The 15,444-nt window shown below is 31.1% G+C and carries 15 protein-coding genes; 3 read left to right on the forward strand and 12 right to left on the reverse strand.

Annotation, left to right across the window (positions count from 1 at the left end; all coding sequences use genetic code 11):
- Window positions 1-5: 5 nt before the first annotated feature.
- Genes serS through AB6T46_RS06115 form a run of 3 tightly spaced genes read right to left on the reverse strand, consistent with a single transcriptional unit; the run spans window position 6 to window position 2,514 of the window.
- Entirely contained in the window at window positions 6-1,301 is a 1,296-nt protein-coding gene (serS, locus tag AB6T46_RS06105) for a serine--tRNA ligase (protein WP_370931257.1), read from the reverse strand.
- Between the two features lie 14 nt (window positions 1,302-1,315).
- Window positions 1,316-2,338, reverse strand: a complete 1,023-nt coding sequence (gene tatC, locus AB6T46_RS06110; RefSeq protein WP_370931258.1) for a twin-arginine translocase subunit TatC — start codon at window positions 2,336-2,338, stop codon at window positions 1,316-1,318.
- A complete protein-coding gene (locus AB6T46_RS06115) occupies window positions 2,338-2,514 on the reverse strand; it encodes a twin-arginine translocase TatA/TatE family subunit (RefSeq protein WP_370931259.1) in 177 nt (58 codons plus the stop codon). Before AB6T46_RS06115 ends, tatC begins: the two co-directional genes overlap by 1 nt.
- A 77-nt stretch (window positions 2,515-2,591) precedes the next feature.
- Between AB6T46_RS06115 and AB6T46_RS06120 the strand changes: the two genes are divergently transcribed.
- The 3 genes from AB6T46_RS06120 (at window position 2,592) to pgsA (ending at window position 6,132) form a co-directional block, all read left to right on the forward strand.
- Window positions 2,592-3,449, forward strand: a complete 858-nt coding sequence (locus AB6T46_RS06120; protein ID WP_370931260.1) for a 23S rRNA (adenine(2030)-N(6))-methyltransferase RlmJ — start codon at window positions 2,592-2,594, stop codon at window positions 3,447-3,449.
- Window position 3,450: 1 nt separating this feature from the next.
- Entirely contained in the window at window positions 3,451-5,439 is a 1,989-nt protein-coding gene (uvrC, locus tag AB6T46_RS06125; RefSeq protein ID WP_370931261.1) for an excinuclease ABC subunit UvrC, read from the forward strand.
- A gap of 81 nt (window positions 5,440-5,520) precedes the next feature.
- Entirely contained in the window at window positions 5,521-6,132 is a 612-nt protein-coding gene (pgsA, locus tag AB6T46_RS06130; RefSeq protein WP_370931262.1) for a CDP-diacylglycerol--glycerol-3-phosphate 3-phosphatidyltransferase, read from the forward strand.
- A gap of 843 nt (window positions 6,133-6,975) precedes the next feature.
- Here pgsA and ndk read toward each other — a convergent pair.
- Genes ndk through AB6T46_RS06175 form a run of 9 tightly spaced genes read right to left on the reverse strand, consistent with a single transcriptional unit; the run spans window position 6,976 to window position 15,423 of the window.
- Complete coding sequence (ndk, locus tag AB6T46_RS06135; RefSeq protein ID WP_370931263.1) at window positions 6,976-7,398, reverse strand: nucleoside-diphosphate kinase; 423 nt, start codon at window positions 7,396-7,398, stop codon at window positions 6,976-6,978.
- 29 nt (window positions 7,399-7,427) lie between these two features.
- On the reverse strand, window positions 7,428-7,910 hold the full coding sequence (locus AB6T46_RS06140; protein WP_370931264.1) for a hypothetical protein: 483 nt from the start codon (window positions 7,908-7,910) through the stop codon (window positions 7,428-7,430).
- Window positions 7,907-8,611, reverse strand: a complete 705-nt coding sequence (locus AB6T46_RS06145; RefSeq protein WP_370931265.1) for a hypothetical protein — start codon at window positions 8,609-8,611, stop codon at window positions 7,907-7,909. The genes AB6T46_RS06140 and AB6T46_RS06145 overlap by 4 nt, the downstream gene beginning before the upstream one ends.
- Window positions 8,612-8,670: 59 nt before the next feature.
- Window positions 8,671-8,898 carry a F0F1 ATP synthase subunit C gene (locus AB6T46_RS06150; RefSeq protein ID WP_037161651.1) on the reverse strand — a complete coding sequence of 76 codons (228 nt, stop codon included), beginning with the start codon at window positions 8,896-8,898 and terminating at the stop codon, window positions 8,671-8,673.
- Between the two features lie 37 nt (window positions 8,899-8,935).
- Window positions 8,936-9,685, reverse strand: coding sequence for a F0F1 ATP synthase subunit A (locus tag AB6T46_RS06155; protein WP_370931266.1), 750 nt, complete (start codon window positions 9,683-9,685; stop codon window positions 8,936-8,938).
- A gap of 49 nt (window positions 9,686-9,734) precedes the next feature.
- Window positions 9,735-10,130 carry an AtpZ/AtpI family protein gene (locus AB6T46_RS06160; RefSeq protein ID WP_370931267.1) on the reverse strand — a complete coding sequence of 132 codons (396 nt, stop codon included), beginning with the start codon at window positions 10,128-10,130 and terminating at the stop codon, window positions 9,735-9,737.
- Window positions 10,131-10,147: 17 nt separating this feature from the next.
- Window positions 10,148-11,590, reverse strand: coding sequence for a ribosome biogenesis GTPase Der (gene der / locus AB6T46_RS06165; RefSeq protein ID WP_370931268.1), 1,443 nt, complete (start codon window positions 11,588-11,590; stop codon window positions 10,148-10,150).
- A gap of 7 nt (window positions 11,591-11,597) precedes the next feature.
- Entirely contained in the window at window positions 11,598-12,251 is a 654-nt protein-coding gene (locus tag AB6T46_RS06170) for a tetratricopeptide repeat protein (RefSeq protein WP_370931269.1), read from the reverse strand.
- Window positions 12,252-12,261: 10 nt separating this feature from the next.
- The gene (locus AB6T46_RS06175) at window positions 12,262-15,423 is read right to left on the reverse strand and encodes an efflux RND transporter permease subunit (RefSeq protein ID WP_370931270.1); all 3,162 of its coding nucleotides are present in this window, start codon (window positions 15,421-15,423) and stop codon (window positions 12,262-12,264) included.
- Between the last annotated feature and the right edge of the window lie 21 nt (window positions 15,424-15,444).

The following is a 15,444-nucleotide window of genomic DNA, read 5'->3' on the forward strand; positions in this document are numbered from 1 at the left end:
CTATCCTATCTATATAAGCCCTTAGCTTTTTTGATCACAGTAAGATTATTCATATAGGGTTGTAAAACTTCTGGTACAATAATACTACCGTCTCGTTGTTGATAATTTTCCATTACCGCTATTAAAGTCCTCCCTATAGCAAGACCAGAACCATTTAAACTATGCACAAAAGATATTTCTTTATTATCAGAATGACGATATTTAGCATCCATTCTTCTAGCTTGAAAATCACCACAAACTGAACAACTAGAAATTTCTCGATAACTATTTTGACCCGGTAACCACGCTTCTAAATCATAAGTTTTCCTAGCTGAAGCCCCCATATCTCCAGTACATAATAACATTTTACGATATGGTATTTCGAGCCTTTTTAATATTTCCTCAGCACATAATGTCATACGTTCAAGTTCTTCTATAGATGAATCAGCATCAGTTATAGATACCAATTCTACTTTAGAAAATTGATGTTGTCTTAACATACCTCTTGTATCACGCCCCGCAGCACCGGCCTCTGATCTAAAACATTGGCTCAATGCAGTAAAACGTAGTGGCAATTGCTCTTGTTTTAATATTTCTTCTCTAACTAAATTAGTTAAAGATATTTCACTAGTAGAAATTAGCCAACGATCATCGGTCGTTTTAAAAAGATCCTCTGCAAATTTAGGTAACTGACCAGTACCATACATAGCCTCTGACCTAACTAATGTAGGAACTACTACCTCACGGTAACCATGCTCTTTAACATGAACATCTAACATAAACTGACCTAAAGCACGCTCTAATAACGCTAATTCATCTGATAAAACCACAAAACGCGCTCCAGCTATTTGAGCGGCTTTTTCAAAATGCATCATGCCTAGATTTTCCCCTAATTCATAATGTTGTTTAGGTTCAAAATCTAGATTTCTAATTTTTCCATGACATAATATTTCAAGATTATCTGTTTCATCCACCCCTATAGGAACATCAGCTAACGGAATATTAGGCAAAGATGTTAAATATTTATTACGCTCTTCTTCTACTTCTTTTCGCTGAGCTTGCAACATAGATAATTCATCTTTTAATAAAGATACTTCTTTTTTTAATTGATCAGCTTCGTTAATCGCCTTTTGTGCTAACATCGCAGCTATTTGTCGAGATTTTTCATTACGCTGTTCTTGTAAAATTTGTAATTTAGACAAAATTTGTCTAAATTCATTGTCCACATTTAACAATTCTTGAGTTACAAGAGGCACTCCCCTTGCTTTTAAAGCATTTTCAAATAACTCAATGTTATCTCTTATCCATTTTATATCTAACATGTCTCACCTAATTATTATTTTTTAAATCTTTTAGCAATTAAAATAGTAATTTCATAAAGTAATATAGCTGGCAGTGCTAATGTTATTTGGCTAATTAAATCAGGTGGTGTCACAATAGCAGCAACAATAAAAATTACTAGAATTACATACTTACGTAATTTTACTAAAGAATTAACTGTAAGTATACCTTTAACTATTAATAATAGCAAGATGATAGGTAATTGAAAAATTAAACCAAAAACCACTATCATCCGTAACAATAAATCTATATAGCTCGAAACATTCGCTAAATACTCAATATTTACCGTGCTTCCATCTAATTGTTGCATATTTAATGCTAAAAATATCACCGCTGGCATTAAGATGAAATATACGATTAAGCCTCCAACAATAAATAAAATTATCGAAGCCACCGCAAAAACTAAACAAAAAAATTTTTCATTAACATATAAAGCAGGAGATAAAAAATTAGCTACATGCCAGATAAAAAAAGGTAAAGAAATAACCAAAGCAACGGCAAAAGATACATTTAACTGATTTATTAAATATTCAAATGGAGCAAGATATATTAACCTCGCTGCTACATTGAGAGAAGTTTGACTATAAGTAAGATAAGCTGTTTCAAAAGGAAAAAGTAAAATATTAATAAGATTATTAGCATAAAAAAAACAGAGGCAAAAAATTAACACAAAAGTTACGATAAAATAGATTAACCGATATTTTATCTCTGTTAGATATTTATTATAATTTTGCCATGAATTATTAAAAGAAGTTGGATTATTTTCTAAACATAAGTTATGATTAGCTTCTTCGTTATTTATAGTTATTCCATTTTCTTTTGCCAGATGATTCATCGTTTGTATTTCAATATCATTTACAAAGTTATTGAAATAATTATTAATCTTCAAACGATAAAAACGCACATATTGAATAAAACGTGCTAAAGATCGCATAATAACAGGTAAGTCATCTGATCTAACTAAAAATAATATTAATGCCGTAATTAATATTATTTTTGCCATAGAAAAATTAAACATTATTTCTTATTGTCAGGTTCATCATTCAATTCGGCTGGTTTTTCTTCCATAGTTTGCCTAAAAACTTTAATTCCTTTTGCTAAATCTGTCATCAGACTAGTTATACGACGTCCTCCAAATAGCAATAAAAATACTAATAATATAATTAATAGTTGCGAAAAACTTAAACCTTGCATTATAACAACTCCTATAGCTATAAACATTATACCTATTTAACTAAAATTATACAATTATTTATTATTAGAGAGTATAAATGAATTATCGCCATATTTATCATGCAGGAAATTTTGCTGATATATTTAAACATATCATTCTGACCCGCATTATTATTTATCTACAACGTAAAGCAACCGCTTTTCGTATTTTAGATACACATTCAGGCCCTGCGTTATATAATTTAACCAGTGAATTATCGCAAAAAACACAAGAATGGAAACAAGGTATTGGTATGTTTCTCCCTAATTTACCTGCACTAACTGATCAGGAAATGGAGCTATTAACTCCATGGTTAGATGTTATTAAATCAGTTAATGAAGAGGAGAAATTACAATTTTATCCTGGATCTCCACTAATCAGTAGAAAATTAATGCGCCCTCAAGATAGATTATCCGCCATTGAACTACATCCTGAAGACTTTAAAAAATTAAAAAAACTTTTTGCTAATGATTATCAAACTAAAACTATTCTTTTAGATGGATGGCTTGCTTTAAAAGGTCATTTACCACCTAAAGAAAAAAGAGGGCTTATTTTGATTGATCCACCCTTTGAACAAAAGAATGAATTTGACGTTATCATTGATGGACTTAAACAAGCTTTAAGGAAATTCCGTCATGGTGTATATGCAATTTGGTATCCTATTAAAAATTACAAAATGGTTAATGAATTTACAAAAATGCTAAAGAGTTTAGAATTACCTGAAACCCTGAAATTGGAAATCTGTAATATTACACCTTCCTCTACCCCCAAATTAGATGGATGTGGTATGATAGTTATTAATCCTCCTTATAATTTAGCTGATGATATCAAAAAATTAACCCCATTATTAGAAAATTTATTATCTCAAACTGTAACCAAAAAAATATCTATAACTTATCTAAAAAATACTTATTAATATGAATGAATCTGATAATAAAAATAACTCTGATGAAATTGCTGGATTTCCTTACAATCAGTATAATGAGGCAGAAAATCTCTTTAACCAAAAATACTTAAGCAAAATAAAATGGGAACAAGTAGAAAATAGCTTTGAAAAAAGCCATAAGCATAAAAATTTAACTGGATATCAAATTATTGCTGAATGCGTTAAACATTTACCTTTAGCTGCTGGTGTTTATCGTATGCTTAATAAAAAATCTGAAGTATTATACGTAGGTAAAGCTCGACAACTAAAAAAAAGAGTGCAAAATTATACTTCTCCAGTAAGAAACACAAAACGCATAAATAATATGATATCTGAAACTTATCATATGGAATTTATTATTACCAATACTGAAACGGAAGCATTATTACTAGAAGCTAATTTAATTAAACAGTTACAACCTAAATATAATTTTTTATTAAGAGATGATAAATCATTTCCATATATATTTATTAATAATATTCATAACTACCCCGGCATTTTCAAACACAGAGGTAGCAAATCTAAAAATGGTAAATATTATGGGCCTTTTGCTTCCGTTAGCGCTGTAAACCAAACTATATTAATGTTGCAGAAAGCCTTTTTATTAAGGACTTGTAATGACGCGATTTTCAAAACCCGTAAGCGTCCATGTTTATTATATCAAATCAAAAGATGTTCAGCACCTTGTGATGACAAGATATCAGATGAAAATTATAATAAGCTAGTGCAAGAAGCTACTGCCGTATTAGCTGGAAAAAGCCAAAAAATTCAAGAAGATTTATCAAAAGCTATGCTAATAGCAGCAGAAAATAAACAATATGAAACAGCAGCCTTATATAGAGATAGATTAGCAGCTCTATCTCATATTCAATCGCATCAGAAAATAAATATCAAAAATCTACATGACACTGATGTAATAGTATTAGCAGAAAAATCAGGACATATTTGCATACAAATATTCTTTTTTAGACTAGAACAAAATTGGGGCAATAGAAGTTATTTTCCTAAAGCAGATCAAGAAATACCATCTAAATATATATTAACAGACTTTATCACGCAATTTTATAGTGATAAATATATCCCTAAAGAAATTTTAATATCTGATCTTCCACATGAGAATGATCTTATTGAGCAAGCTTTAACACTTCAAAAAGGTAAAAAAGTTACTATCAATTGTCCAATAAGGGGCAGTAAACAAGATATAGTTGAACAATGTAAAAAAAATGCAGAAGAGGCGTTAAATAGAAAATTATCACAAGATATAATTCAACACGAGCTACTTAATTCTTTTGCAAAAATATTTAATATCAAACAAGAAATTAAAAGGATAGAAATTTACGATAATTCACATTTTTCTGGTAGTCATCCAGTAGGAGTGATGGTCGTAGCTGGTAAAGAAGGTTTTATTAAAAATCAATATAGAAAATATAATATAAAATCAACTGATATGAAACCTGGTGATGACCTAGCTATGATGAAAGAAGTCTTATCACGCAGAATAAAATCTTTATTAAATAATAAAAATGATGAAATACCTGATGTACTGCTAATAGATGGCGGAAAAACCCAATTAAATGCAGTATTATCAGTATTAGAAGAATTTAAAATCAAACAACAATTAACTGTTATAGCTATAGCTAAAGGAAAACATAGGAATGCTGGCAGAGAAAAATTTTTCATGGAAAGTAAAGAGCCTTTTACCCTACCGCATAATGATCCTACTTTGTTTTTTATTCAGAGACTAAGAGACGAAGCGCATAGATTTGCTATAGAAACTCAAAAAAATAAAAGGAAAATATTTGCCCTTCAAAACCCCTTAGATGAAATAAAAGGAATAGGTGCAAAAAGAAAAAAAGCTCTATTAGAACATTTTGGTACGACTAAAGCTATAGCTAAAGCCGCAATAGAAGATCTTCAGAAAGTCAATTTTATATCCAAAACTACGGCTAAATTAATTCATGATTGGTTTCAAAAAAAATAACGGCGCGCGAATTTACTCTTGTCGTTTCCACAGAATTGTTATAAATAGTAATAAATGTAATTTATTAGGACAAAAAATTTTATGGCAAAAAATACCTACTCATTACCAAATATTCTAACTTACCTACGAATAGTGATAGTTCCTTTATTTGTAGCATGTTATTTTTTAGAAGGCAAGTTGCAAACTACTGACACAGCAAGACTGCTAAGTTTGATTATTTTTGCTTTCGCTTGTGTAACTGATTTCTTAGATGGTTATTTAGCACGTATTTGGAAACAAACCTCTAACATTGGTCGTATTTTTGATCCTATAGCTGACAAATTAATAATTGTCAGCGCACTGTTATTATTAGCTGCTAACGGTACTATCGCAGGCTGGAGTTTATGGGCCGCAATAATTATCCTATGCAGAGAAATCCTAGTATCAGGATTAAGAGAATATCTAAGTGATATTCATATAAATATACCAGTATCTAACTTAGCAAAATATAAAACCACTATACAAATGATAGCCATAGGATGCCTATTAATAGGTCCTACTGGTGATAGTTTATTAAATCTAGATGTAATTTTTAATGAAAAAAATATATTTTTAACAATAGGTTTAACATTATTATGGGTAGCTGCTTTATTTACTCTAATAACTGGCTGGAGTTATTTAAAACAAAGTCTAAGCTCGATTAATGAAGAATAACTATAATTATAGTATAATAATAACTATGGTTATCAGATATAACTAACGTTAGCAAAATATATATTAATTAGAATAAAATTCCAGCTAAAAACAGCTAAACAAAATTATTCTTATTATAGATAACCATTTATTTACTCTAATCACGGTCTAGAGTTATCTAAACAAAGCCTAAGCTCGATTAATGAAGAATAACTATAATCATAGTATAATAATAACTATGGTTATCAGATATAACTAACGTTAGCAAAATATATTAATTAGAATAAAATTCCAGCTAAAAACAGCTAAACAAAATTATTCTTATTATAGATAACCATTTATTTACTCTAATCACGGTCTAGAGTTATCTAAACAAAGCCTAAGCTCGATTAATGAAGAATAACTATAATCATAGTATAATAATAACTATGGTTATCAGATATAACTAACGTTAGCAAAATATATTAATTAGAATAAAATTCCAGCTAAAAACAGCTAAACAAAATTATTCTTATTATAGATAACCATTTATTTACTCTAATCACGGTCTAGAGTTATCTAAACAAAGCCTAAGCTCGATTAATGAAGAATAACTATAATCATAGTATAATAATAACTATGGTTATCAGATATAACTACCATTAACAAAATATATTAATTAGAATAAAATTCTAGCTAAAGAACATCTAAACAAAATTATTCTTATTATAGATAATCATTTATTTACTCTAATAACTGGCTGGAGTTATTTAAACAAAGCTTAAGATCAATTGATAAAATAAAAAAATAACCATAGAAAATAATATAACTATGGTTATCAAATAATGTTAATATCAGAAAAAGCTGTATTAATTATAAAAATAATTATCTAAGTAATTCTACGCCTGCAAACCAATAAGCAATTTCTATTTTTGCAGTTTCTGGAGAATCAGAAGCATGCACAGAATTCTCACCTACAGACAAAGCGAATTTTTTACGGATAGTTCCTTCTGCTGCTTCCGCTGGATTAGTAGCGCCTATTACTTCTCTCGTCTTAGCAATAGCATTTTCACCTTCAAGAACTTGTACAATAGTAGGGCCTGCTGTCATACTATCAATTAATTCTTGAAAGAATGGTCTTTCAGAATGAACAGCATAAAATTCAGCTGCTTGTTTTTCACTTATCCAGACACGTTTTGAAGCTATTACAGTTAAATCTGATTCTTCTAATTGCTTTGTTATAGCACCTATCAAGTTACGACGGGTAGCATCTGGTTTTATCATAGAAAAAGTACGCTCAATTGCCATATTTACACCTATATATTATAATATCAAATTTATTTAACTAACGTTTTAATATCTTGAATGGATTGTTGTAAGATATTTTTTTGTACATTATTATTTACTTCTGTAGATAAAATATCTTCTGCTACCTTTCCAGATAATTTTATTACTAAATTTCTTACTTCTTTACAGGCTTCCATTTCAGCATACTCAATCTTATTCTTTGCTAACTGCATAGATTTTGCTAAATATTGCTCCATTTCTACTTCTGCCTCAGTAACAATTCTAGCAGCCTCACTACGAGCATAAGCAATTAACTCTTCCGCTTCTTGCTTCGCTTTTTCACTCTGAGCTTTATATGTTTCTAATAACTCATTCGCTTCTTGTTTCAAACGTTGAGCTTCATTTAAATCACTAGCAATACGTTTCGCTCTATCATCTAAAAAGCATTTTATAGCTTTTGGAACACCCAAAAAAATCAGCATAATTATGAATAAAATAAGAGCTATCAATGACCATAAACTAGCATCGATCATATTTTTTCTCCTACTTTCAATTTTTCTATAACAGAAGATATTTTTTCGTTACTAATTTTATTAGATCCTATTAACTTATCTATTATATCAGTAGAAATATCTGCTACCATACCTTTAACATTGGTAAGAGCCTGTTGTTTATTTTGATCTAATAAGTTTAGCCCTTCAGTCAAAGTATTTTTAACTTTTCTTTCAATTATTTGCCTTTTCTCCTGAACTTCTAATCTAGCCTTTAAAAGCGAATCAGTTGCTATTTCCCTAGCTTCTATTTTAGCTTCTTCCAATGATTTCTGATAATTTTTTATTAACTCATCAACTTTCTCTTTATTTTCAGCTGCTAAATTAAGATCATCTTCAATCAATTTTCTACGATTAGCAATAATAGAAGTTAACCGTGGTAATAACAATCGAGAAATAAAAAGATAAAATAATCCAAAACTAATTATCAACCAAAATATATGTGATACGAAATAGCTTGAATCAAAAGGAGGAAAAGCTCTATTTTCGTGAGTTTTCACCACTTCATTATTCATCATCTTAGCTGAGGAATTATTATAAGATAATAATGTAGATATTTCTGTAGTTTCGTTCATTTTGGCTATAACAATTGAATTATCAGATTTTATAGACAAATTATCTAACGATAAATTTTGACTATATTTTACAGATTGATTATTTTTTACTATCTCTGCATCTAACATAGGGGTTTTCCTAATGAATGAAGACCATTGAAAGTTATAACTTTCAATGGTCTATATTATTAAACTGCAAATAAAAGTAATAAAGCAATAAGCAATGAGAAAATACCCAATGCTTCAGTAACAGCAAAACCAAAAACCAAACGACCAAATTGACTGTCAGCGGCAGATGGATTACGTAAAGCACCTGATAAATAACTACCAAATATATTGCCTAAACCTAAAGCGGTCCCAGCCATACCTAAACAGGCTAAACCTGCACCTATATATTTTGCTGCTTCAGCTTCCATAATTATTCTCCTTCAATGAATAAATTAATTGTTACTATTAATGTTCTGGATGAACTGCATCATTTAGATACATACAAGCTAATACGGTAAATACATACGCTTGCAAGAAAGCAACTAAAACCTCTAATGCGGTAATAGCTACTGTCATTATCAGAGGAAGAATTGCACCTCCAATTCCCCAAAAACCCAATGCGGATAAAGAGACAATAAAACCAGCAAAGACCTTTAAAGTTATATGACCAGCTAACATATTTGCAAATAAACGAACTGATAAACTTATCGGACGTGACAAAAATGAAACCACCTCAATACAACTAATTAACGGTAATATAGCTATTGGCACCCCACGCGGCACAAATAAACGTAAGAACCGCCAGCCATGTTTGGTAATACCATATATAACAACTGTCAATATAACTAACATAGCTAAAGCAAAAGTAACTATAATCTGACTTGTTATTGTATAAAAATACGGGAACATACCTAAAAGATTAGCTATCAATATAAACATAAATAAAGAAAAAATTAAAGGTAAAAAAACCCTACCACGAGAACCTACCGATTCCCTTAGTAAATTCTCTACAAATTCGTAAGGTATTTCAGCTAAAGATTGCCACCTTGTAGGAATTAAGCGACCTGAACGAGAAAATAAATAAATCAGACCGCTAGTCAATATTACAGTTAAAAACATATAAGCCGAAACATTAGTAAAAGATAAGTCCACACCACCTACTTTTAACGAAGCTAACTTATAAACTTCAAACTGATGTACTGGATCTTGTGCCACCTGGTAACCCCATTTAATATTAATATTCAAACTAATAAAATTAAGTAATTTATTTTATATCTATATCTTTATCCTTATCTAACTTATTTAACGCAGAAAAGGAAGTAGAAATATTATTTATTATACGTAAAATATTAAATATCCCTGCAAAAAAACCTAAAAATAAGAAAAAAAACATTCCCCAAGGAGCACTATTAAAAAAAACATCGAACGCCCATCCTAAAGCAAGTCCAACCAAAATAGCCGAAATAAATTCACTTAATAAGCGCAAACCAAATGATATACCAGCTAATGAAGATTTTTTCTCAGATTTTTTATTAAATTTATATTTTTTATCTGCTTCTTTTTCAAATTCAGAAATATTTTTTTCTAATTTATCTAACCGATCTGATAAATTTTTATCTTCAGTTAACTTAGTAGTTGAGGTTAGTTTATTTTTTTTCATATATTAAAATCCATCAATTAGGTTTTCCTTGCCTTATGGGCATAAGGATTAATAGAAGAATGCAATGAAATTCGAATAGGAACCCCTAAAATATTAAAATCTTCACCTAAACGATTCATTAAATATCTAACATATGATTGCGGCATAGCCTCTGGTCGAGAACAAGACAAAACAAATGAAGGTGGACGAGATTTAACTTGAGTAATATATTTCACCTTCAACCTACGACCCGATACGGCTGGAGGCGGATGTGCGGCAGTAACTTTTTCTAACCAACGATTTAATTTTCCGGTTGATATACGTTCATTCCAAACCTTATAAGATAAAAAGATATTCTCCATTAATTTCGATATATTTTTACCCTGCACACCAGAAATTGGAACAGCACGAATACCCTTAACTTGCGGTAACAACCGCTCTAATCTTTCATATAAGTCACTTAAAAGTAAATTCGGCTCTTCAATGAGATCCCATTTATTAAAAGCTACTATTGGCACACGCCCTTCTCTAATCACTAAATCAATAATTTGCATATCCTGCTTATCAAGAGGCATAGTAGAATCTAATATAATAACAACCACTTCTGCAAATTTAATTGCTCTCAAAGTATCTGCTACTGATAATTTCTCTAATTTTTTATCAACTTTAGCCTTACGTCTTAAGCCAGCTGTATCAAATAACTTAATTTTACGCCCACGCCACGTCCAATCAACTGAAATCGAATCACGAGTTAAGCCAGCCTCACAGCCGGTTAATAATCTATCTTCTCCAATAATATTATTTATCAACGTAGATTTACCAACATTAGGACGACCAACTATAGCTACATGTAATGGTTTGTTAAGATCAGAATGATGATTATCCGCAGCGTCTAATATTCTCTCACCGTCATCTATATTAACAGAAGTGGTATCAGATGCAGAAACTGTATTTTCAGCTACAGAGTTAGTATTTTGCTTAGATATATTATTCATAACATTAAGCAAAGCATCACGCAAATCAACTAATCCTAAACCATGTTCAGCAGAAATTAGCACCGGCTCCCCTAAACCAAGTCTCCATCCCTCATATAAATTTGTAGTTGCAAATCTAGATTCTGACTTATTGCCTACCAATATTATTGGTTTATTACATCCACGCAAACTATTAGCAAATTCTTCATCAGCAGCCGTAATACCAGAACGCGTATCAAAAACAAATAATAAAATATCTGCTTCCTCTACTGCAATTTGCGTTTGCATACGCATACGACCTGGTAAACTGGTTATTACTCCTGTTTCTAACCCCGCTGTATCAATAACGGTAAAATCTAAACCATGTAAACGGGCTTCATGCTCACGTCTATCACGAGTTACTCCAGGGGTATCATCAACTATCGCCAATCTACGACCCACTAATTTATTAAATAATGTTGATTTACCAACATTTGGGCGACCAATAATAGCGACCTTAAATGACATTTTTAACCTATTTATTTGTTGAAGATAACTGCATCAACATTAGTCCAGCACGATTTGTTAAATCTGGATCCTCTGAATTTAAATCTACTATTTGCTTAAATAAATCATAAGCCTGTTTATAATCACCATTAAAATAAGCAGCATAAGCTAACAATTCTATAGCTAAAAATTCTAATGGATTACCTACGACGGCTAAATCACCGACTTTGTCATGTATTTCATCATAAGTAGCATCATCTAAAAGCAAATAACCAGCATTAACTCTAGCAATATTTCTTAACATAGGACTTATAGATGTATCTGCAAGAATATTTTCAAATATATTCAAAGCCGTTTTTTTATCATTATTAGCTATTAATAAAGCAGCATATTTAAAATTTGCTAAAGTAGGATATGCTCCAATTTTATAATCTTTTATTTGTTGTAATTGCACTAAAAACTCAGGAGTGATCTCAGTAGCATCAGACATTACTAGCAATAATTCACTTGATTTTTCTGCTTTTTGCAATTGAAAATATTTATAACTTTGATGAACAGCAGCCGCAAAGATAATTAACCCTACAAAAAACACAATATAAATAGCATAACGATGCCAAAAACTAATAATTTTGTCTTTGCGCAACTCTTCATTCACTTCTCGGATAAAACCATCATCAGACATCATTCACCTATTAATCGTTTTTTTTATCTAAATTTTTTATACCTTCATGATCTACCTCAAAAGGAGATATCCGCATAAGGAAACGCTCGAATTTATCAAAATAGGTGATAATAACAGGTACAACCAATAGCGTCAATAGAGTAGAAGATATTAAACCACCTATAACCGCATGTGCCATAGGAGCGATAATATCACCACCTTCACCTCCTCCTATAGCTATCGGCGTCATTCCTAAAATCATCGCCATACTAGTCATAATAATAGGACGAAATCTCACTTTACCAGCGGCTATTAAACTTTCATTTAATTCAACTCCATCGCTACGCAACTTATTAGAATAATCTATCAATAAAATAGAATTTTTTGTCACTAAACCCATAAGCAATAAAAATCCTATAATAGATAACATATTTATACTAGACCCCATAACCAATAGACCTAATACTACACCTATTAAAGACAAGGGTAGAGCTACCATTATGGAGAAAGGCTGTATAAAGGAACCGAACTGAGAAGCAAGAATCAAGTATAACAATATAACTATTAAATAAAATGCCTCAATAGCTGAAGATACACTTTCTTCTAGATCTTCTGCATCACCACCATATTTAATTTTAACACCGGGTTGGAAATTAACCTTTTTTAATTTTTCCTCTAATTCTAATAAATAATCAGTAGTAGATATTCCTTCTACTGAGAAAGACATATCAAGATTTCTAATCCTATTTTCATGCGATATACTTGAGGGTTGATAAGACGCTGTTGTGTTAACAACTTCACCGACAGCTACGGTTAACGCCGCACCATCAGAGCCTTTTTTGCCTGAGGGTATGAGAATCTCATGTAATTGGTCTAGACTTTTACGCTCAGATTTAGGTAGCTGCAGAACTACATCATACCCTTCACCATCAGGAGCTTCCCACAAACCACTAATTACTCCTGAAAATAAAGAATTAACCACCGAAGATAAATTATTAACAGAAATACCTAAATCAGTCGCAATTGGCTGTTTCAACCGTAAACTCACATAAGGAACTGTATTATATAAATCAGAAGTAATATCTTTTACTCGTGGATCCCTTTTTAATATTTTAGCAATATCTTTTGCAGCCTCAACCACACCTTTATTAGAAATACCAACAATACTAAAAGAAACTATATTTTTATAGCTGCCAGATCCACTGCCTGCTCTACTTTGAATCATAGCGGGAACTCTTACCCTAAAACGAGCACCGACTATTTTATTTAAATTAGCTCTAATATCTTTAATTATTTTATCGGTATTATTTTTACGAACCTCTACGGGTTTCAGATTAATACGCAAACTACCTTGATTAGACGCCGATAAAGAGGCGCTAGATATAGCAACTACACTTTCAATATCTTCTATATTTTTTAAAGCCGCTTCAGCTTGACGAACCTTTAAATTAACATACTCTAAAGATGAACCTTTATCTACCGATACTTTGACCTGAATTTGTGAGGCATTACCAGATGGAATAAATTCTTTAGTTACTTTTCCTACCAAGAATAAACTAAGAATAAAAATAGCTATCGTGAAAAATAATACTTTTAATCTATGCTTTAAACTCCAAGCGATAACAGAACCATATCCTATAGAAATTTTATGAAAAAAATTATCAAATTTATCTATTTGACGAGTTAGAAAATTACGTTTGGCATTAGGTTGAATCGCAGGATCTTTCCAAACACTAGAAAGCATAGGATCAAGAGTAAAGGAGACAAATAAAGATATCAAAACCGCTACAACTATAGTCATCCCAAATTCAAAAAAATACCTTCCAATAATACCATCCATAAAAGCCACAGGAAAAAATACCGCAACAATTGATAAAGTAGTAGCTAAAACCGCAAGACCAATTTCTGTTGTACCATCAATGGCTGCTATCAAATGACTTTTACCCATGTGCAAATGTCTAGTAATATTTTCTCTAACCACTATCGCATCATCGATTAAAATACCGATAGAAAGAGATAATCCTAACAAGGTCATTTGATTTAAAGTAAAACCTAAAAAATGAATAGCAGCAAAAGTACCGATAACAGAAACAGGTAAAGTTATACCTGTAATAATAGTAGAGCGCCAAGAATTTAAGAATAAAAATACTATAACAACAGTTAGAAGTGCTCCTTCAATTAACATATTTTTTACATTATCAACGGAATCTCTAATACTTTTTGATCTATCTTCCGAGATAATATAACTTACCCCTCTATCTTTTAAGTCTGCTTCTATTGACTTCAACATTCGTTTTACATTATCAGCAACGCTAACAGTATTAGCAGTTTGCATTTTCACTACTTCAATAGAAACAGTATTCTGACCATTATAAGTAACTATAGACTTTTTCTCACCAGCTCCATCAACTATGGTTGCAATATCTTTTAAGAATACAGGAGTACCCCCTTCAATATCCACAATAAGGTTACCAAACTCCTCAACTTTATGTATTTTTCCATTTAAAACTACTAAACTCATATAACGACCATCATCTAAAGTAGCTAAAGTGCGGTCTTTATTATTTGCGCTAATAACTTGAGTTATCTGTGATGGTGAAATATTATAAGCCTGCATTTTTTGCAAATCAGGGGTTATAGTAATTTGTCGTTTAGCTCCGCCTTTAACCGTAGCCTGCGCTACACCTTCAACAGATCCTAAACTAGTAACTACAGTATTTTCAGCAACCGAAGTCAGATCAGATAAACTTAAAGTAGGAGAAAACAAAGATATAGAAATTATAGGTAAAGCATTAATATCAGCTTTTACAATCCTGGACGGCCTAGTGCTAGTAGGAAAAGAAGCTTGTAAACCGCTAACCTTTTGCTGAACCTCAAAAAAAGCCTCATTAGAACTCACATTTAAGTTAAATTGCACAATAACCATAGATGAACCAATAGAAGAAGTAGAATAAATCTCCTTTATTCCTGCAATACTACTAACTACCCGCTCTATTGGATTAGTAATTGTGTCTGCAACAACCTCAGGTGACGCTCCTGGTAATTGAGTACTAATAACCACTATAGGTATATCTATAGATGGAGTATCATTCAACGCTAAGCGTGAATAACTAACCAAACCTATTACCACTATCGCCAACATTAACATTGCTGTAAAAACAGGATGACGAACACTAACACGAGTTATAAACATCTATAAATCCCAATAAGCCTA

The organism is Bartonella sp. DGB1, assembly GCF_041345015.1.
In the GTDB taxonomy this organism is placed as follows: domain Bacteria; phylum Pseudomonadota; class Alphaproteobacteria; order Rhizobiales; family Rhizobiaceae; genus DGB1.

What these genes read in the sequence shown, in the direction of transcription:
- AB6T46_RS06150 (WP_037161651.1), bottom strand. Translation starts at nt 8,898, where the DNA reads ATGGAAGCTGAAGCAGCAAAATATATAGGTGCAGGTTTAGCCTGTTTA.
- der (WP_370931268.1), bottom strand. Translation starts at nt 11,590, where the DNA reads ATGTCATTTAAGGTCGCTATTATTGGTCGCCCAAATGTTGGTAAATCA.
- AB6T46_RS06120 (WP_370931260.1), top strand. Translation starts at nt 2,592, where the DNA reads ATGAATTATCGCCATATTTATCATGCAGGAAATTTTGCTGATATATTT.
- serS (WP_370931257.1), bottom strand. Translation starts at nt 1,301, where the DNA reads ATGTTAGATATAAAATGGATAAGAGATAACATTGAGTTATTTGAAAAT.
- tatC (WP_370931258.1), bottom strand. Translation starts at nt 2,338, where the DNA reads ATGTTTAATTTTTCTATGGCAAAAATAATATTAATTACGGCATTAATA.
- AB6T46_RS06145 (WP_370931265.1), bottom strand. Translation starts at nt 8,611, where the DNA reads ATGTTAGATGCAGAGATAGTAAAAAATAATCAATCTGTAAAATATAGT.
- AB6T46_RS06175 (WP_370931270.1), bottom strand. Translation starts at nt 15,423, where the DNA reads ATGTTTATAACTCGTGTTAGTGTTCGTCATCCTGTTTTTACAGCAATG.
- AB6T46_RS06115 (WP_370931259.1), bottom strand. Translation starts at nt 2,514, where the DNA reads ATGCAAGGTTTAAGTTTTTCGCAACTATTAATTATATTATTAGTATTT.
- pgsA (WP_370931262.1), top strand. Translation starts at nt 5,521, where the DNA reads ATGGCAAAAAATACCTACTCATTACCAAATATTCTAACTTACCTACGA.
- uvrC (WP_370931261.1), top strand. Translation starts at nt 3,451, where the DNA reads ATGAATGAATCTGATAATAAAAATAACTCTGATGAAATTGCTGGATTT.
- AB6T46_RS06140 (WP_370931264.1), bottom strand. Translation starts at nt 7,910, where the DNA reads ATGATCGATGCTAGTTTATGGTCATTGATAGCTCTTATTTTATTCATA.
- ndk (WP_370931263.1), bottom strand. Translation starts at nt 7,398, where the DNA reads ATGGCAATTGAGCGTACTTTTTCTATGATAAAACCAGATGCTACCCGT.
- AB6T46_RS06170 (WP_370931269.1), bottom strand. Translation starts at nt 12,251, where the DNA reads ATGTCTGATGATGGTTTTATCCGAGAAGTGAATGAAGAGTTGCGCAAA.
- AB6T46_RS06160 (WP_370931267.1), bottom strand. Translation starts at nt 10,130, where the DNA reads ATGAAAAAAAATAAACTAACCTCAACTACTAAGTTAACTGAAGATAAA.